Annotated in this window: 19 protein-coding genes; 15 read left to right on the top strand and 4 right to left on the bottom strand. The window is 43.1% G+C overall.

The genetic code is table 11. The features are described 5' to 3' along the window. The first annotated feature begins 9 nt into the window (after positions 1–9). A complete protein-coding gene (locus tag R4537_RS04410) occupies positions 10–1104 on the top strand; it encodes an SAM-dependent methyltransferase (RefSeq protein ID WP_071179371.1) in 1095 nt (364 codons plus the stop codon). Between the two features lie 294 nt (positions 1105–1398). On the opposite strand, the gene R4537_RS04405 is transcribed toward R4537_RS04410, so the two are convergent. The 4 genes from R4537_RS04405 to R4537_RS04390 form a co-directional block, all read right to left on the bottom strand. Beyond that, positions 1399–2622 carry a tyrosine-type recombinase/integrase gene (locus R4537_RS04405; RefSeq protein WP_080483568.1) on the bottom strand — a complete coding sequence of 408 codons (1224 nt, stop codon included), beginning with the start codon at positions 2620–2622 and terminating at the stop codon, positions 1399–1401. After that, positions 2604–2786, bottom strand: a complete 183-nt coding sequence (locus tag R4537_RS04400) for a hypothetical protein (RefSeq protein ID WP_000083580.1) — start codon at positions 2784–2786, stop codon at positions 2604–2606. The genes R4537_RS04405 and R4537_RS04400 overlap by 19 nt, the downstream gene beginning before the upstream one ends. A gap of 5 nt (positions 2787–2791) precedes the next feature. Beyond that, the gene (locus R4537_RS04395; RefSeq protein WP_000741598.1) at positions 2792–3055 is read right to left on the bottom strand and encodes a hypothetical protein; all 264 of its coding nucleotides are present in this window, start codon (positions 3053–3055) and stop codon (positions 2792–2794) included. A gap of 219 nt (positions 3056–3274) precedes the next feature. Further along, positions 3275–3940, bottom strand: a complete 666-nt coding sequence (locus R4537_RS04390; RefSeq protein WP_000781499.1) for a LexA family protein — start codon at positions 3938–3940, stop codon at positions 3275–3277. A 118-nt stretch (positions 3941–4058) separates the two neighbouring features. Here R4537_RS04390 and R4537_RS04385 point away from each other — a divergent pair, with 118 nt between their 5' ends. The 14 genes from R4537_RS04385 to arsB all read left to right on the top strand — a co-directional run bounded on the left by R4537_RS04385 (position 4059) and on the right by arsB (position 17288). Next, positions 4059–4295 carry a helix-turn-helix transcriptional regulator gene (locus tag R4537_RS04385; RefSeq protein WP_071179370.1) on the top strand — a complete coding sequence of 79 codons (237 nt, stop codon included), beginning with the start codon at positions 4059–4061 and terminating at the stop codon, positions 4293–4295. 300 nt (positions 4296–4595) lie between these two features. Continuing rightward, complete coding sequence (locus tag R4537_RS04380; RefSeq protein ID WP_000532438.1) at positions 4596–4760, top strand: hypothetical protein; 165 nt, start codon at positions 4596–4598, stop codon at positions 4758–4760. A gap of 168 nt (positions 4761–4928) precedes the next feature. Next, entirely contained in the window at positions 4929–5897 is a 969-nt protein-coding gene (locus tag R4537_RS04375) for a helix-turn-helix domain-containing protein (RefSeq protein ID WP_071179368.1), read from the top strand. Positions 5898–5960: 63 nt separating this feature from the next. Then, positions 5961–6779 carry a TIGR02642 family protein gene (locus R4537_RS04370; protein ID WP_071179367.1) on the top strand — a complete coding sequence of 273 codons (819 nt, stop codon included), beginning with the start codon at positions 5961–5963 and terminating at the stop codon, positions 6777–6779. A 113-nt stretch (positions 6780–6892) separates the two neighbouring features. Further along, a complete protein-coding gene (locus R4537_RS04365) occupies positions 6893–7738 on the top strand; it encodes a hypothetical protein (protein ID WP_080483567.1) in 846 nt (281 codons plus the stop codon). After that, entirely contained in the window at positions 7731–9428 is a 1698-nt protein-coding gene (locus tag R4537_RS04360) for a terminase large subunit (RefSeq protein WP_071179366.1), read from the top strand. The genes R4537_RS04365 and R4537_RS04360 overlap by 8 nt, the downstream gene beginning before the upstream one ends. Further along, the gene (locus tag R4537_RS04355; protein WP_071179365.1) at positions 9425–11512 is read left to right on the top strand and encodes a portal protein; all 2088 of its coding nucleotides are present in this window, start codon (positions 9425–9427) and stop codon (positions 11510–11512) included. Before R4537_RS04360 ends, R4537_RS04355 begins: the two co-directional genes overlap by 4 nt. Before the next feature lie 294 nt (positions 11513–11806). Next, on the top strand, positions 11807–12019 hold the full coding sequence (locus tag R4537_RS04350) for a cold-shock protein (protein WP_000066468.1): 213 nt from the start codon (positions 11807–11809) through the stop codon (positions 12017–12019). Between the two features lie 201 nt (positions 12020–12220). Continuing rightward, positions 12221–12370 (top strand): hypothetical protein, encoded by a 150-nt coding sequence (locus R4537_RS04345; RefSeq protein WP_000747117.1) that lies wholly within the window; start codon positions 12221–12223, stop codon positions 12368–12370. Positions 12371–12521: 151 nt separating this feature from the next. After that, the gene (gene nhaA, locus R4537_RS04340) at positions 12522–13868 is read left to right on the top strand and encodes a Na+/H+ antiporter NhaA (RefSeq protein WP_162838875.1); all 1347 of its coding nucleotides are present in this window, start codon (positions 12522–12524) and stop codon (positions 13866–13868) included. A 268-nt stretch (positions 13869–14136) separates the two neighbouring features. Continuing rightward, the gene (locus R4537_RS04335) at positions 14137–15285 is read left to right on the top strand and encodes an N-acetyltransferase DgcN family protein (protein ID WP_001896448.1); all 1149 of its coding nucleotides are present in this window, start codon (positions 14137–14139) and stop codon (positions 15283–15285) included. Positions 15286–15511: 226 nt separating this feature from the next. Next, positions 15512–15694 (top strand): peptidase S24, encoded by a 183-nt coding sequence (locus tag R4537_RS04330; RefSeq protein ID WP_080385927.1) that lies wholly within the window; start codon positions 15512–15514, stop codon positions 15692–15694. 116 nt (positions 15695–15810) lie between these two features. After that, positions 15811–16179 carry a metalloregulator ArsR/SmtB family transcription factor gene (locus R4537_RS04325; protein ID WP_244914147.1) on the top strand — a complete coding sequence of 123 codons (369 nt, stop codon included), beginning with the start codon at positions 15811–15813 and terminating at the stop codon, positions 16177–16179. A 44-nt stretch (positions 16180–16223) separates the two neighbouring features. Beyond that, positions 16224–17288 (top strand): ACR3 family arsenite efflux transporter, encoded by a 1065-nt coding sequence (gene arsB, locus R4537_RS04320; protein ID WP_338952650.1) that lies wholly within the window; start codon positions 16224–16226, stop codon positions 17286–17288. Positions 17289–17364: the final 76 nt, after the last annotated feature.

Here is a 17364-nt window from a genome sequence, read left to right as displayed (position 1 = left end):
GAAAGAGTTATGAATAAACTAGTGAATATCTTCAAGTCCCTTGATTCAATAAAGGAAAACTATCGGCTCGGGCTAGAGTATAATGGAAAGCATTTATCTCCAATATTTTGTGGCTTTGCTATCATCAATGATTCTTTTAGTATGAAGCTAATCCGAAAATCATTCAATGAAGTAACCTTTATATCATATAACCACATCGATTGCGATGACATGAAAGATTACTACATAATTAATCTCGATAATTTGCCTTTACATGAGCCAATTATAGTATGGATCCCATACAGTAGTATTCGATACCAATCAGAATCATATAAAGGACTCAAACGTGATAATGCACATTTTGGTAAGATAAAAAAATTATCTTTTGTTGGAATTACACCTAAATTTGGCATTACACAAGAGGCACATAGTGAAATAGAGAAGTCTGATGTTGTAATTGCTTATGATCGCTTCGTTAGTTTTTTATCTGAAATAGGCTTAAAAAACAAACATATTGAAACCTTTAAATATAATAGTACTGATTTTAACGAAAATATTGTATGTGCAAGTAATATTCTAAAAGATTTTTCAAATGATGATAGTAAGAAGCGTGCTGTAGTATTATGTGATGGTTCACCTTTAATTTATGATTTAGATGCTGGTATTGATACTAACCTATATCAAGTTTCATTTTTCTCTGCTACACCAGTAGGACTAAAAATACTTGCGTCACTTTATAAGGACTCTTGTAAAAAAAATATCGTCTATCTATCTGGTAGTGATTATAGGTCAATAAAAATTATTGACAAGGTTCAACAGATTGCAAATATGATTAAACAAGGTATTGTTTTGACATTGGTTGAAGGCTCATGCTTCGATATAGATGGACTAGTAACTATGATTGGTAAATATACTCATGTTTACGGTTATGTAGTATCTGACTATGGAATGGAAACTGAAAGCATTATCCCTATTAGGGATGGAGTTTTTATTACTAATGGGTGTGTTGATGATGTGAAAACGAGTTTAACTACACTTTTACTTTCAAATCGACAGCAGTATGAGCAAGACTCAATCTATCCGATCGAAAACTTTGGTTTAATGGATAAAGCAACGTCAATATAATATTTGAATTCTGTTACAGAGTGCTAATTGATTAGGTTTATGGGGCTAAAACACCCTCCGCAAATGAATAAATCACTTCATCTGTTATTCCTCAAGCGGGTTTTAGCACATTAAAGCCTTATCGCTTGGTAGATAGCTGAAGTGATGTAGTATTTTTATTTTGAATTTTGGCATCGATTCTTTGTAACTTCACTATTACGCAACTTAACCACAGTTAAGGCAAAAGTTTCTTATCATAGCTACTTGTTTGGTCATGTATTGTTTCGATAGGATCAAAAACCCGCCTTCCGGCGGTTATTGATTCCTGACTCTTTCTAGTTGTTGCCATACTCGTTCGGATTCTTTCTTGTTCGATTCAACCAGCCATTTACCGTAGACCCTTGCGACCATGGTGATATCTGCGTGGCCCATTTGTTGTGCCAAGTAACTCACGTTGACGTTAGCGTGAGTGATCATCCAACTGGCGTAGGTATGTCGAAGTTGATACTGATTACGGTATCGGACGCCTCCTTTTTTACACAGTGCCGTCCACATTCGGCCTAGTGCACGTTTGCCGTAATAGTCATAGCCACTGACCTTCTGCTCCCGAACGACTTTGGGATTGAACACAAAACGCAGAGACTCTTTTCTGTAGGCCTGACCGGGTAATTCGACATCGTACTCTTTAGGTTCGAACGAGTAGGTTAAATATTGTTGAGCCTTTAAAGCATCTAAAGCGGGTGGCAGTAAGTCAACAAACCGCTCTTTGTCTGTTTTGGTGGTTTTTAATCCGCGCATATCATAAGTCGAACGGCGGATATGGATAGTTTTATTCTCAAAATCCACATCCTCCCAAGCGAGCGCACAAAGCTCACCACTGCGTATGCCACTATAGACCAGCAAGGTCACGATATTGCGGTGCTGCAGTTGGTGGCAGTGTTTCAAAATGCTGTCGATCTCTGCCATCGAAAAGGGCTGAATATCGACTTCGCTTTCTTTAACTCTTTGCAAAACCTTGGACAAATCGCGATTGACGTATTCCATTTTATAGAGCCAAGCAAGGAAGGCGTTGATTGTCACCAGATTTCGATTAATGGTGCGACCCGTTTTTCCTTTAACGAGCTCTAGGCGAAACTCAGTCAAAGTCCGTGGTGAAAGAGTATCGCTACTTCTGGTTTTTCCATATATTTCAATAAAATCTCTTAACACCCAATCATATCTTTGCAACGTAGATCGGCGGATATCGTGATCTTTAGAGGCAAGGAATTGCTTCGTGAGTTGTAGTAAGTTCTTTGCTTGAGGGACACCTGATGCGTGTTTCGACTCTGGAAAATGCGCGGAGTAGTTAAAAGTCCCGATTTTCATTTCATAGAGAATGGCTTCTCTTTTTTGTCTAGCAAAGTTTATGTTTTGTTTGTTTGGTGTTAGACCTAAGGATTCCCTATATCTTTTGCCGTTATAGTAAAAGACGATCCTTAAGCTGTTGCCATGTACTTCAATGCCTGATGGAAGATTATCCGTTATTTGGTTCGATGCCATTTATTCCACTCCTCAATATCAATCATCCAAGTACCACGAATTTTTTTCATGACCGTTGATGGATAAAACCCATCGAGAGCTTTCTCTCTTAGCGTCTTTGCACTGAGGCCTATGACCTCGGCTGCTTTTTTAAGAGTGATGATGGAAATTTGTGATTGACTCATATTGCCTACCTTTCGATGCCATCTTGTTCACCAATCATTTTGATGGAGTGCATTGCGCCAAGCTTTTTAGCGAGTGGTGCGGCATCATTGGCAAACATGTTGAGAAATGTTGGTGTAATCGTGATTTCTGCAGGGCATTCTCGGCTTAACCCCCAGCTATCGTCAGTGGGATAAAGCGTTAGCGCGATTACTGAACGATGTAATCGTTGGCTGAAGTAAGGTGGTGAAGTGGTTACTGTTCCGTATTGGGTATCAATGGTTGCCGCCATGGATATTTCCTCGCATTGTAATTTTGGACTATGAGCAATAGTTGCCCTTGATACGCGTTATTAGTCTCGCATTAGCATCCAGTATTACATAATGGAATTTTGTTGTAAATTACAAATTGGAGTTTTTTGGTTTTTTACAAGATAGGGGGATGTTTGATGGTTACAATTTGGATAATAAAAAACCGCCTTGCTTGGCGGTTCGTATCTAGTAGGAGGTTGCTAAAAGAGTTTTAACTTTGCATCAATAACAACACCGATAATTTTACAGTTACCATTAACGGCGATGGCGTTATAGGAGGGATTGAGCGGTTTTAAGTACTTCTGACCAGCATCAATAACTAGTTTTTTGAATGTTGCTTCATTTACATCAGTCAGCTTAGCCACAACCAGAGAACCATTCTGATGATCTCGCTCCGTATCCACCAGAACAAGAGTGCCTTCAGGAAAACTGACTCCTACGCCAGATGTCATGGAGTCACCTTCAACTCTCAACCAAAAGCAGCGTTCACTTGTTCGTTCAGTGGTTTCGTACCACTCATTAATTTCCTCGGCGGTATAAGGCTCAATTGCTTCTGACCACATTCCTGCTTGTACTGAACTTAAAACGGGGAAAGACTTCTGGTACGAAGGTTGTATTTGGGGACGTGAAATATTCGCCCATGCTTCATCGGGATACTCCACTAATCCATCAGAATTTAGAGTGACGTGGTCTAACCCTACGATTTTCATCATAGCGGCTATCTCTTCGATACTCGGCTTACGATTTCCACCCAGCCAATGAGCAATCGCGCTTTGGGATTTGTCCAAACGCTCTGCAAGCACGGCTTGAGTGATGCCGTTATCTTTCATTCTGGCCTTAACCAGATCTTTCCAATCCATCTTCATAACGATGATTATTACTTAATGTAATCACACTTAAAACATCCAAAATGTAATTTATCTTGTTTTTGTAAATTCCATTTCGTAATCTTTATGCATGTTCCTATGGAGGCAAAATGTTTACATGACCAATATCAAGCAGATTCTTAAAAAAATTGGCAAGTCACAGGGATTGCTTGCGAAAAGTATCGGTATTTCCCAAGGGGCCGTAAATCACTATGCCAATGGTAATCGTAAGCCTAGCTACGAGATGGCATGGAAAATTGTTAAAGCTTTGAATGAACTAGGAGCAAGTTGTTCATTCGATGATGTTTTTCCTGAGCCAGCTTTTGAGGCGCGGCAGGAAACAAAGTGTGGTTAGTCGTTGATCTATCAAGCTAACAGTAAATCTAGAGGTACAGAGCATGAGAACAAACTCATTTTGGACCACGGTGGAGCAGCTTGCCTGTATCACGGTGAATACCTGTCGCGTAGCGTTATCGCAGGGGCAGGAGATATTAACTTTCGAAAGAGATCAAATTCAGCGATTGAAGGATAAGTGTGAGCATTACCTTCGGGTATTGGATGAGGAAAGAGAGTTGGCTTTAAACCGCGGCAACGGTTTAAAGCCGAGTGAAAAGTCTTGCGAGGAAATTTCACATACCACTTCGGAGAAGCAGTGATGGGAAGAATAGCATTAAGAGCTCGGATTGAGAATCTTCAATGGCGTCTGTTCAAGGTTGAGAAAGGTCAGCAAACCGAGATTACCTACGACGAAATGGCTGACCTTTATGAAGCTAAGCGTCTGTATGTCAAAGCTGTCTATGAGGGATTGGTCCGTGGTTAGAAAGAGGATGCCATGTTTTCCGTACCGAATGCTCGGTGAGTGGAACTGGTTGGTGGCAAGCTTACTTCATCACTTTCTGACTGCGAGGGAACGGGCTTTCTATTGGACATGGGGAGCTATTCGTAGACGGCCAGTGGCCTTAGATAGATTGATCATTGAGGTAATACGATGTCCGTTAAGGTAATGAGCTACGTATGGGATATTTCTCTTTTCAAAGGCTCTGACAAACTCATTATGCTTTGTCTGGCGGATCATGCTGATGATGCTGGCTTGTGCTGGCCTTCGATTGAAACCATCGCTCGTAAAAGTGGTGTCTCTCCAACCACAGTCAAAGCAACCTTAAAGAAGTTGGAAGCGGGGGGCTGGATTGTGAAACGAAACCAGTTCAAGAAAGCCGATTCAGGTCGATTAGTGCGTTCCAATAACCAGTATCAACTGCCAGTGAAGCGATTGAAATCTACCGCCGATGAACAGTCGGATTTCGAACAGACGGATTTCGTCCATTCAAAACTCGAACATTCGAAATACGAACAGACGAATTTACCCGAGGGGGTAGGTCAGATTTCGGCTGGGGGTAGGTCGGATTTCGGCTATAAACCATCAATAGATCCATTAATAGATCCACCAGAAGGCGATGCGCCGCTTTTCAGTGCTCAAACTGATCCTATTTTGGATCCGGTTGTGTTTGAGATCCCACTCAAAGGTAAAAACGTTTCGTATCCGGTGACCCAATCTCAGTTGGTGGAGTGGCGCTCGCTGTATCCTGCCGTTGATATTCGCCAACAGCTTCGCAACATGATCGGTTGGTGTCAGGCAAACCCAACACGCCAGAAAACAGCGCAAGGGATCCAGCGATTTATCCACGCTTGGCTTTGCAAAGAGCAAGACAAGGGGCGAATCGTCGCGGTGTCTCAGGCTGCGGCAAAGCCGATTGATGATGCGCAGTTGTTGAAGCGAAAGATCCAGCAAATTGAAATCGATATTAATAACGAGAACGTCGCGCTGATTTCATTTAAACAGCGTAAGTCCGCGGTATCAGAGCAGGCTGCGCAATCGGCTGAGCGTAAAATCAAGGCCATGATGGCTCAACGAGAAAGTTGGCTTCGAGAGCTTTCGGTGCGAGCGAATGAGCCTTGATGTGTTGAGCCCATACCGTTTTGCCATTTTTAGACCATATTCTCAGAGTAAGGAGTCACGACAGTGAGTAAAAAGCTTGAGCTTTTAACACTATTAAGCGCCGCAAGAACCATGAAATGGGAAGAGTCTGTCAGTAAAAATGGACCGACCAAAGAGCAGCTTCTCGGTGCGATGGGCTTAGCGCAACGCGATAATCCTATTGGTATGGCAATCCTTAATGCCAAATACTTGCATTGTGCTTATTCGTTGGTGGTATTGAGGGATTTTCTTGGATCACTGGAGGTTCATCGCTTAGAGATCGGTTTGGCTTCGAATGAGCTTAAACATTTGCATTATCTGGTCATGGCGGATGTGTTGAATGTTCCGATAGACAGTCAGCAAGCTCGTTTGGCTTCGGTTTGGCGACGATACAGCGCCTACGCAGCGAGGACCCAGAAATCGATTGAAGTACTTAGTAAAGCCATGCGCTCGATGGAGCGAGCAATTGAGATCAAAACCAATCCATTTGAGAGCCGTCGTTTGCAGGCCAACATTGCGTCACACCAAACTCGTATTGATGCGCAGAAGCAGCTATTGGCCGATTACGCACAGAAAAAGGCCGCAGAATCAGCAAAATGTCCGCGTTGCAAAGCAACAGGCGTTATTCCCAAAACGCAGCGACCTTGTGAGAGTTGTGATGGCGTAGGTGAGTTTCGAACGACGGAAGCGGATTGGAAATCCTCATTTTTGGGTGCAGCTTTGCCGGCTCACAAAGAGCTCATCATTCGTCATTGGCCTGCGATTGTTCACCTACTTCAAGAGTGGAGAACGCAATTGTATCGGCATGAAGCCGAGGCACTTTCGACGCTTGAAAAGCGCTTATCTGCTGAGTTTGAAGATTGAGTAAACTCGAGTCGCTCATTGATATGACAAGGTAATTGCGGTAGATTTTCCAACAATAGCGAGGCTGCATCTTTTGATGCGGCCTTTTTTATTGCTCGCAATTCGGAGCCTTAATGATGGCAAAACGAGATTGGAAAGCGCTGCAACAAGAGTACAAACTCGCGTTTGAACAAACAGGCATCACAATCAAAGCGTGGTGCGATCAAAACCAAATCAATTACAACACGGCGCGTCGATATCTGCAGGTGTTGAATTCGCCACTCGAAAACAGCGAAAACCCAGCAAAAAACGTTCAATCCCCACGTGCTATCACTTCTTCGCCCGATGTGGAACGGCTCGCTCAATGTGATCAGTTAGGAGAGGGTAGGGAAGAAAAGGTTTTTAAATCAAAAGGTAAGGGTGAAAAAGCATCAGTGATCAGTGAAAGTGATCAGTTCACTGATCATGTGACTGATCAAAACTCACCGAAACCGACCCATGCGCAATTTTTACAGCGTGTTTTGCATCTAGATACGACTCATCAACGCGATGAAAGTGGGCGGTTTATTCATGGCAACCAGTGCTCAACCAAACACAATGGCTATGCACAGCGCTTAAATGATCCAGATGCCATTTTTGATGCAGCGAACTCGGACATTGACCACGAGATTGTGTTTTGTCGGGCGCGGGTGCTGAAAGCCATGGAAACCTACCAGAAGATAGGAGCCGAGCTTGGCAAGGAGGGCTTGGCGCTGGCTGAACGCGTCAAACTGTATGAGCTCTACGTCAGCACCGACAACATTGTTGATAGAAACATGGCGCGCGTGGAATCTCTACTACGAACCAAAGCACAGGTAAAGAAAACAGAATTGGAAGCTGAGCGGATTGCACAAGAGTCTGCCGGGCTTGGAACTGCAATTGCCGACATTGTGCAAGAAATTCAAGAGATGGGATCGGACGGGTTCGTACTGAATGATTAACCTTGGTTCCGTCCCCCAAGAGAAGATAAGCGCGCAGGATCGAGCTTTTATTTTTTCTCGGCTGAGCAATAAGTGGTGGCGGCTCAATCATCTTTACAAGATAGAGAATGAAGATGGCGAGCTGGTGACGTTCAAGCTTCGCCCTGCCCAAGCATTGCTGTTTAAGATGATGGGCCATCGCAACATTATCCTAAAAGCGCGCCAGCTTGGTTTTTCGACCGCCATTGATATCTACCTACTCGATGAAGCGCTATTCAATAAACGGCTTAAGTGCGGCATCGTCGCGCAGGACAAACAAGCCGCGGGGGAGATTTTCAGAACCAAAGTGGAAGTACCTTATGACAACCTTCCGGCATGGCTCAAGGCGGCAATCCCAACCGAAGAGCGTAAGAGTGGAGCCAACGGTGGGCGCATGGTGTTTAAGAACGGCTCAAGTATTCAGGTTGCCACCTCCTTTCGCTCCGGTACTGTGCAGCGCTTGCATATTTCTGAGCATGGCAAAATTTGTGCGAAGTACCCACACAAAGCCAAAGAGGTGAAAACCGGTACGCTTAACGCGATACATCAGAATGCGATCTGTTTTATTGAGTCGACGGCAGAAGGTGTCGGGGGCGATTTCTATACCATGTGTATGCGTGCTATGGAGCAAGCCAAAAGTGGAGTAGAGCTGAGCCGCGAGGATTATCAGTTTCATTTTTTCGCATGGTGGCAAGATCCGAAATACCGCTCAAAAGTGCCGATGAATGGGCTCGTTGTGCCGAAAGTGATGGCTGAGTACTTTACCGGAGTCGAAAAATCGATGGGCTGCCAGCTCGATGATGAGCAAAAGCAGTGGTATCTCGAGAAAGAAGCCATGCAGGGCGAGGAGATGAAACAGGAATTCCCGTCCACGCCGCTGGAGGCGTTTTTAACCTCAGGGCGTCGGGTGTTTAATCCTGTCCATATTATGGCCGCGGAAGCGGATGTTCTTGCCCCGTTCTTGGTCTATGACCTTGAACCTATGACGGGAAACCTAACTCGGGTGCACTCGATAGAGAGTCACGATCCGCTTCGCATGCAGCGTAATGCGATGAACCTTTTGCTGATGTGGGAAATGTTCGATGAGGATGAAGAGTATGCACTGGGTGTGGATATTGCCGAAGGGCTAGAGCATGGCGATCGCAGTAGTATCGATGTTGTGAAAAAATCCGATGGTGAGCAAGTGGCCCACTGGTTTGGCTATATCGATGCTGAGTTATTGGCTTATCTGGTTAAACATATCGCGATTTTATACGGCAACGCTTACGTGATGCCTGAGCGCAATAACCACGGCCATGCCTTTATTCAAAAGCTTCGAGAAATCTACCCCACACCTTACATCTATTCAGAGCAATACCTAGATCGCGACAACGATGATGAGACGGTCAAGCTCGGCTGGTTAACCACCAAACAATCCAAACCTATCCTCACAGAAGGCATGAAGACGCTCTTTCAAAACGGCGTCTCTGGCGTTCGTTGGATGGGGACTATTTCGGAATACCACAGCTATGTGTACGACAAAAAGGGAGCGATGAACGCTCAGGAAGGGTGTTTTGATGACCAAGTGATGAGTCATATGCTCGCCCAAGAAGCCCGTGCACGTATGCCAAAGCGTGTGAAGTCAGAAGACCTCAAACGCGATCCTTCTAACAATCATTGGCAGACCAAATGATGCAACACGCAAAACTCGATACTTTTATGCTGCGTATTCTCTCCGATATTGATGGCCAACCTGACTGGCGCAGCGCTGCTAAAGTTGCCACCGCGTACTACGATGGCGATCAGCTTGATCCGAGAGTCAAAGATAAGCTTAAACAGCGTGGCCAGCCTACCACAATCCATAACCTGATTGCGCCGACCATTGATGGTGTCCTCGGGATGGAAGCCAAAACACGCACCGACCTTTTGGTGTGTGCAGATGATCCCGATGAACAAATGGAACTGATGGCGGAAGCCGTGAATGCCGAGTTTGCAGATGCGGCTCGGCTAGGTCGGCTCGATAAAGCACGCTCAGAGGCGTATGGGTCGCAAATCAAAGCGGGCGTGGGGTTTGTTGAGGCATATCGAAATCCGAACCCGTTCGGGCCTAAATACAAAATTAAGCTTATCCCTCGTGATGAAGTGTTTTGGGACTGGTTCTCCACTGAACCCGACTGGAGCGATTGTCGCTGGGTGATGCGTATGCGCTGGATCGATATTGATGAGCTCGCGAGTTTGGTTCCCAATAAAGCGAAGGTACTGGAATACGCGAAAAAGGATTGGCGTGGATTTGTTGATGTTGAAAACCTCGAAGGGCTCGACCCTCTGTTGACCAGTGCGCATGAGGCATTTAATCACTGGTCACGGGATCATTCGGAGTACTTATCCCATAACCGTGAGCGTATTCGTTTGCAGATTGTGTATGTGCGTCATATAGAACGCAAAGCCGTGCTTGAAACCCAAGATGGACGAGTGATGGAGTTTGACCCGAACGATCTGACTCATGCGATGGCTCTGGCGATGGAGAGAGCCACACTGCGGCAGGCTCAAGTCAGCCGGATTAAAGAAGAGTGGTACGCCGGGATGTATCACTTATTGAGCCGTGACTGTGCCGCGCCTAATGGCCAGTTTCCTATTGTGCCGTTCTGGGGATTTCGCAAAGACGCCAGTGGTGAGCCCTATGGTTTGATTGCTCGAGCCATTCCTGCGCAAGATGAAGTCAACTTTAGGCGCATTAAATTGACGTGGTTACTGCAGGCCAAACGAGTCTTAATGGATGAAGATGCCACTAATATGAGCCAACAACAGATTTTAGAAGAGGTTGAACGACCCGATGGCCTGATTAAGCTCAACCCACAGCGGAAAAACCAAAAATCCATCAGCGAAGTGTTTCAGGTCCAACAAGATTTCAATATCGCCGCGCAGCAATTTAATGTGATGCAGGATTCGATGAAGCTTATCCAAGATACCATGGGCGTTTATGGAGCCTTCTTGGGGCAAGAATCTAACGCGACCAGTGGGATTGCGATTGCCAATCTGGTGGAGCAAGGGGCGACAACGCTTGCCGAAATCAACGATAACTACAACTTTGGATCGCAGCTATTGGGTGAACTGTTACTGGGATACATCCTTGAGGATATGCGTGAGCAGCACAATAAAGCGATTGTGATCAACCGCAATGACAAGCGAAAGCGCAAGACCGTAGTAATGAACCATGTCGATGAACAAGGGCTACTGACCAATGATTTGACCCGCTTACGCGCCCATATTGCGCTCGCTCCCATTCAGCAAACCGCTGCTTACAAATCTCAGTTGGCAGAGCGAATGATGATGATCACCGCGCAGTTGCCGCCAGAGGTACAAATCACCGTGATTGATTTAGTGCTTGAGCTTACCGATGTGCCAAATAAGCAAGAGTTTATGGAGCGTGTCCGAGCGGCGCTGAATATTGAAAAAGAGCCGGAGGATATGACTGAGGAAGAGCAGGCCGAGTTAGCCGCGCAAAAGCAGCAGGAGCAACAACTTCAGCAAAAGCAGCTTGAGTTGCAGATGCGGGAAATGGAGGCCAAGGTCCTCAAACTGGAAAGCGAAGCAAAGAACATAATGGCCAAGGCGCAGCGCGAAGAAGGTTTAACCGATAGCCAGCGCTACGACAATGCCAAAACCCAAGCCGAAACCAAGCGGATTTTGCAAGAAATTGAAAACCTCAATCTCGAAATGAGTCAAATGCAAAGCCAGATGCTGCAAACCGTAGAGGCCATGATTGAACAGATGTGACTCACGTTTGTGTCATTTCGATAGAATTGAAAGGATTATAAATCAACAAAGGCTTAATATTGTCAACCTAATGATCTTAAAAAATAAATCAAATAAACGAAAAATGGCTGTTTATTCTGTATGCAAAGTGTATAGTGTAGTGGGCTCACAAATGCGGGCTATTAATGAATAATTTAGTTCAAGTATCTTCCTAGTTCTCTTTCGAATCTTTTCGTCATATTACTCCTTCGGTACCTTACCTTTATCCCATTAAATAGCTTCGTATATTGGTTTTTAATTTTTATCGAGGTGTTTATGTCTAATAAATTAACAGGTTCGGTTAAGTGGTTTAATGAAAGTAAAGGCTTTGGCTTCATTACTCCTGATAGTGGCGGCTCTGATGTATTTGTTCACTTCAATTCGATCGCTTCAGGTGGTGTTAAAACTTTATTTGAAGGTCAAAAAGTTAATTTTAGTATCGAACAGGGAAGTAAGGGCCTACAGGCTGTGAATGTCATTCCTGCTTAAATTTTGATGCAGGTGCATCTATACATCAGCTTAATAGTGATATTTTTAAACAGCACACAGCACCTAAAAGAGAATTTTTTGATAATGTTCTTCATTCTTATTTCTGTGAATAGATAGGCAGAGGTGAAATATTGGACAGTGAAAATCTATGCTTAGGAGTTTTTATTGTTGGGAAATAACGGTTTTTATAGGAATTTTATTATGAAGAAAAGAAATAAGAAAAAAATAACTAAAAATGATGAACTTAATCAGGATAAGACTGAAAGCTTGAACCAAGTGAGAAGACGAATTGAAGATATCTTATTGAAAAGAGAACAAGATAAACTGTTTGAACTCGATATGTATTATTAAAAACAAGAAATCATCTCTTGCCTACCAATGCTGGCATCTTTATGTGTGCCAATATATTTAGCGAAATAAATTTTGCTTTGATGAATTAACGTAGATTATTGGTATATTACGTTGGAGTGACGTGTTTTCGTTGATGGATAATATACTAAATATGAATTTCAAATCTAGAAAACCCACTGCCATAAATTTAACTCAGTTACCTAAAGAGTATATTGATTGGTTCTCAAAACCTATTACTAGATTTATTGCGATTGAATCGGCAGCTGGGATTGTATTGTTTATTGCAACTTTATGTGCGGTTATTATTGCGAACTCACCTCTTAGTGAGTCATATGCCAAGTTTTGGGAGCTTTCGTTAGGTATTACAATTGGTTCTTTTGTGTTTGAGCGATCATTACACTCATGGATTAATGACGCTGCAATGACAATTTTTTTCTTTCTTATCGCATTAGAACTTAAACGTGAGCTCGTATTGGGTGAACTACGTAACCCTAAGTTAGCCATGCTTTCTATTTCGGCGGCTCTCGGGGGAATGTTGGTTCCTGCTTTTTTCTACCTAACCCTTCAAATTGGAGAGCCCGGACAAAATGGTTGGGGTACAGTTATGGCAACGGATACAGCATTTGTTATTGGATGCCTTGCTTTATTAGGAAAGAGTATCCCTAAAAGCTTAAGGGTATTCATGTTGTCAATGGCTGTTGTGGATGATATCGGGGCTATTTTGGTGGTTGCCATTGGTTATGGAGAAGATATCAAGTGGCTTGCTATTTGTTTTTCAATTCTTGGTTTTCTAATGGTTCGCCTCATGTCTTTTATGGGGATCCGCAGCATTGGACTATTTTCTATTGCTGGGGGTTTAGTGTGGTTAGCCGTTGATGCTTCTGGCGTACATCCGACATTAACCGGCGTTATCCTTGGCTTGTTAACACCGACAAGTAAATGGGTTAGCAAACAGCGCCTCTATACTATTATGAACACGATAGTTTCAGCGTCACCTCGTGGGCACTGGAGTGGCAATAATATAGAGCGTCTTACTTTGAAAACTGCAGGTGCTGCGGCACGGGAAGTTCTCTCACCTGTTGAGCGATTAGAGATCATGTTGCATCCCTGGGTCGGATTTCTAATCATGCCGTTATTTGCGTTAGCAAATGCTGGTGTTGTGTTAGAGAGAACCAGTTTTTTCTCACCAATTACGCTTGCGGTACTTACCGGGTTTGTCTTTGGGAAACCTATTGGTGTTCTATTATTTAGTTGGTTTGCAGTTAAAATAAATATAGCAAAGCGTCCCGATAATCTGCAGTGGAATATGATTATTGGTGGGGGGATGTTAGCGGGGATCGGGTTTACAATGGCTCTATTTATCGCCGAGTTGGCGTATACCCCTGAGCAAATTCAGTTTGCTAAGATAGGTATTTTTTCAGCGTCTATCCTGTCAGCATCTTTAGGATTTCTTTTCTTACGATATTGTACGGGTTCTCCATCCTCAAGAATTGATTAAACAGCCATTTTCTTTGGTTCACACAGGCATGTACGAGTTTAATAATATAAAATACGAGTATTCATGAACTTACTTAGAACCTAAGAATGCGGTTATATCTAGGTGTGAGCATTGTTGATTAAAAAGTGTTCAAATGTCTTGTTGGTATTTTGAAATACGTGCTACAGTGTTTGCCATCCCCCACAGCTTAGTGGGGACATTTTGTCGAAACTGGAAAAACTAGCCTCCCCATTTTGCCCTCCTAAGCCTAACAGAGTTAGGTCTTATCATGTCTTCTACAACACGGAAAATGACTACGAGTCAGTATCTTCAAGGTGCTTCTTTACCTCAATCTAATTTATTTCCACAGCAGAGAGAAACGGCCATTGTATATTGTGAAGGTTACTTTGGTGAAAATACTGGAAAAACAGCGAATGGTCTTATTCGAGAGTCAAATCGCTTCCATATTATGTCCATCATTGATAGTACAAAAGCGGGGCAAGACAGTGGGTTGTATCTTAATGGTATTGAAAATGGAATCCCGATTTGCTCAAGCTTAAGTCAAGCTATTTCCATTAGTGAATGTATACCTGAATATTTTATTTATGGTTTAGCACCGGATAGTGGACATTTAACTTTAATTGAAAGACAGCTAATTCATAAAGCTATGCGTCTTGGTATGAATATTGTTATTGGTTTGCATGAGTTCTTAAACGAGGACCCGGAGTTTGTTGAAACGGCAAAGAAGCATCATGTAAAAATTGTTGATATTAGAAAGCCGAGACCCACGAAAGACTTAAAGATTTTTTCTAATCGTATTCAAAATGTACACTGTCCAAGAATTTTAGTGATGGGCACGGATTGTGCGATAGGAAAACGTACAACGGCTTTAGCATTAACAAGAATGTTGAAAAATAGCGGGTTAAACGCAGTTATGATTGCAACTGGGCAAACTGGCTTGATTCAAGGCTCAAGTTATGGTGTTGCGCTAGATGCTGTTCCTTCTCAATATTGTGTGGGTGAGCTTGAGGCAGTCATTGTGGAGGCCTATGAGAATGAGAAGCCAGATGTGATAGTCATAGAAGGGCAAGGTGCACTTAGTCATCCTTCGTTTTGTACTAGTGCCTCTATCATTCGAGGCTCTCAACCGACAGCTATCATTCTACAACATTCTCCTATGCGTGTTTATTTGAGTGGCTCCGAAGAGTATTTAATGCCTGAACTGGGAGCAGAAATCGATTTGATAGAACATTTTTCGGGAGCTCCTGTTATTGGTATAACATTGAACAATACAGGTATGGATGAACATTCGATCAGAGAAACAATTTTTGAATATAGTAATAAATATCAAGTGCCTGTAACCGAATTGTTTACATTACCTAATGATGTTTTAGTGAATATGGTTCTTGACAGGTTCCCTGAATTAGATGTGGTCTAATGACTGAAATTAAATGGTGCCCAATATCAGATTAATACCAAAAATATCAAAGCTACCTTCGGGTGGCTTTTTTATTTTTGAACACTGCCCATGGTGTGGTTTTTTATACGTTGATCGGGAGTTGAGGTACCATCGCAAGAGCCAATGCTATGACAACGCCAAACCCAAGCGGATTTTGCAAGAAATCGAAAGCCTCAATCTCGAAATGAGCCAAATGTAAAACCAGATGCTGCAGACCGTGGAAGCCATGATGGACAATGTGATTGTTGCTAATTTTAATGGTGAGTTTGTATGTGAGTGTCTTGATAGTCTCGTCGATTACTGCTTTCTGCAAATGAAACCTGCTATCCATGATTTTGACACCTTCTCTATAGAAGATGTTGTGATTAGTTCAATTCGTTTTCATTGAGGTAATCAATATAAGACTCTAGTTTTTATCGTTATCGGCTTACTTTTCTTAATCTTACTCGATGAGTTTGAGTTGTAAGTTGACATATGTGTAATTTCATATATATGATATTTCGTATGTGTTACCTGTGGGTTCTACTCAACGCTATGTTCGATCCAATCCTTCTTTACAAAGCCCTTTCAGAAGAAACTCGGCTTAAATCTCTGCTGTTAATGCAGAGACAAGGGGAGTTGTGCGTCTGTGACCTCATGCAGGCGCTGAATCTCAGTCAGCCCAAAGTCTCTCGGCATCTTGCCGAGTTGAGAAAACATGAACTTGTTCTTGATGAACGCCGTGGTAAATGGGTTTATTACCGAATCAATCCGACTCTAGAGCCTTGGGTCAAGCAAGTGCTAGAAATCACCCTTAATCATAATATGCCGCTCATTAACGTTGAGCTGCAGTCCATGAAGGGTAAGTCGTGTTCAGCTGGAGTGAGTGAATAGTTTATGCCCCGTTGCTTCAACCGTTTCAACTTAAAGAGGTCTGTATGAGTAATATATCTAGCTGTGTCGAAACCAGCGCATCTGAAAAAATGAGTTTTCTTGACCGATATCTAACCGTATGGATTTTCCTTGCAATGGCCGTTGGCGTTGGGATTGGAGTATGGTTTCCTCAGGTGGCTCAGTGGAACGAAAGCCTATCTGTTGGTTCAACCAATATCCCACTTGCCATTGGCTTAATCTTAATGATGTACCCACCGTTGGCGAAAGTGAACTATAGCCTTTTAGGTGAGGTAACTCGTGACAAACGCGCGATAACACTTTCATTAGTGATGAACTGGCTCGTGGGACCGATTCTTATGTTCACATTAGCCATCATTTTCTTACGCGATCAACCTGGTTATATGGTAGGACTCATTCTGATTGGCCTTGCTCGATGCATTGCTATGGTGTTGGTTTGGAATGACATCAGTGGCGGAAACAAAGAATACGGAGCAACCTTAGTTGCTTTAAATAGTGCGTTTCAAATTGTCACGTACAGTATTATGGCATGGCTGTTTATTACTGTGTTACCCCCTTACTTTGGTCTTGAAAGTTTCGTTGTTGACATCACTATCTGGGATATTGCACAAAGCGTCTTAATTTACTTAGGTATCCCTTTCTTAGCGGGTTTCCTAAGCCGTAAGCTATTGGTCTCGGCAAAAGGTGAACAGTGGTATAACGAAGTCTTCATCCCTCGTATTTCGCCAATCACCCTGATTGCGCTTTTGGCAACCATCGTTTTGATGTTTAGCCTGAAAGGTGAAATGATCATTGAGTTACCGATGGATGTGCTCCGTATAGCAGTACCACTGATCATCTATTTTATGGTGATGTTTTTTGCGAGCTTCTACATCGGGAAACGTATGGGGATCCCTTACGACCAAAATGCTTCTATCGCCTTTACTTCATCAGGTAACAACTTCGAACTGGCTATCGCCGTATCAATCGCTGTATTTGGATTAAACTCAGATCAAGCGTTTGCTGGTGTGATTGGACCTTTGGTAGAAGTGCCTGTCTTAATAGCTTTGGTTAACGTCGCCTTGAGAATGAAGCGTAAATATTATGCTTAAGATCAGCATTTCGAAACCAATATCAGTAGTAGCCATGCTTCATTGATGCATGGCTATACCAAGTAGCCGGGAATCT

This window comes from Vibrio paracholerae, from assembly GCF_037672085.1.
Lineage (GTDB): Bacteria > Pseudomonadota > Gammaproteobacteria > Enterobacterales > Vibrionaceae > Vibrio > Vibrio cholerae.
Note: the sequence above shows the minus strand (reverse complement) of the source record. Positions and strands in the feature narration are given on the sequence as shown.

Bases quoted from the DNA above. Each gene is read 5' to 3' on its own strand.
- R4537_RS04410 (WP_071179371.1), top strand. From the start codon at position 10: ATGAATAAACTAGTGAATATCTTCAAGTCCCTTGATTCAATAAAGGAA.
- R4537_RS04405 (WP_080483568.1), bottom strand. From the start codon at position 2,622: ATGGCATCGAACCAAATAACGGATAATCTTCCATCAGGCATTGAAGTA.
- R4537_RS04400 (WP_000083580.1), bottom strand. From the start codon at position 2,786: ATGAGTCAATCACAAATTTCCATCATCACTCTTAAAAAAGCAGCCGAG.
- R4537_RS04395 (WP_000741598.1), bottom strand. From the start codon at position 3,055: ATGGCGGCAACCATTGATACCCAATACGGAACAGTAACCACTTCACCA.
- R4537_RS04390 (WP_000781499.1), bottom strand. From the start codon at position 3,940: ATGAAGATGGATTGGAAAGATCTGGTTAAGGCCAGAATGAAAGATAAC.
- R4537_RS04385 (WP_071179370.1), top strand. From the start codon at position 4,059: ATGACCAATATCAAGCAGATTCTTAAAAAAATTGGCAAGTCACAGGGA.
- R4537_RS04380 (WP_000532438.1), top strand. From the start codon at position 4,596: ATGGGAAGAATAGCATTAAGAGCTCGGATTGAGAATCTTCAATGGCGT.
- R4537_RS04375 (WP_071179368.1), top strand. From the start codon at position 4,929: ATGTCCGTTAAGGTAATGAGCTACGTATGGGATATTTCTCTTTTCAAA.
- R4537_RS04365 (WP_080483567.1), top strand. From the start codon at position 6,893: ATGATGGCAAAACGAGATTGGAAAGCGCTGCAACAAGAGTACAAACTC.
- R4537_RS04360 (WP_071179366.1), top strand. From the start codon at position 7,731: ATGATTAACCTTGGTTCCGTCCCCCAAGAGAAGATAAGCGCGCAGGAT.
- R4537_RS04355 (WP_071179365.1), top strand. From the start codon at position 9,425: ATGATGCAACACGCAAAACTCGATACTTTTATGCTGCGTATTCTCTCC.
- R4537_RS04350 (WP_000066468.1), top strand. From the start codon at position 11,807: ATGTCTAATAAATTAACAGGTTCGGTTAAGTGGTTTAATGAAAGTAAA.
- R4537_RS04345 (WP_000747117.1), top strand. From the start codon at position 12,221: ATGAAGAAAAGAAATAAGAAAAAAATAACTAAAAATGATGAACTTAAT.
- nhaA (WP_162838875.1), top strand. From the start codon at position 12,522: ATGAATTTCAAATCTAGAAAACCCACTGCCATAAATTTAACTCAGTTA.
- R4537_RS04335 (WP_001896448.1), top strand. From the start codon at position 14,137: ATGTCTTCTACAACACGGAAAATGACTACGAGTCAGTATCTTCAAGGT.
- R4537_RS04330 (WP_080385927.1), top strand. From the start codon at position 15,512: ATGCTGCAGACCGTGGAAGCCATGATGGACAATGTGATTGTTGCTAAT.
- R4537_RS04325 (WP_244914147.1), top strand. From the start codon at position 15,811: ATGTGTTACCTGTGGGTTCTACTCAACGCTATGTTCGATCCAATCCTT.
- arsB (WP_338952650.1), top strand. From the start codon at position 16,224: ATGAGTAATATATCTAGCTGTGTCGAAACCAGCGCATCTGAAAAAATG.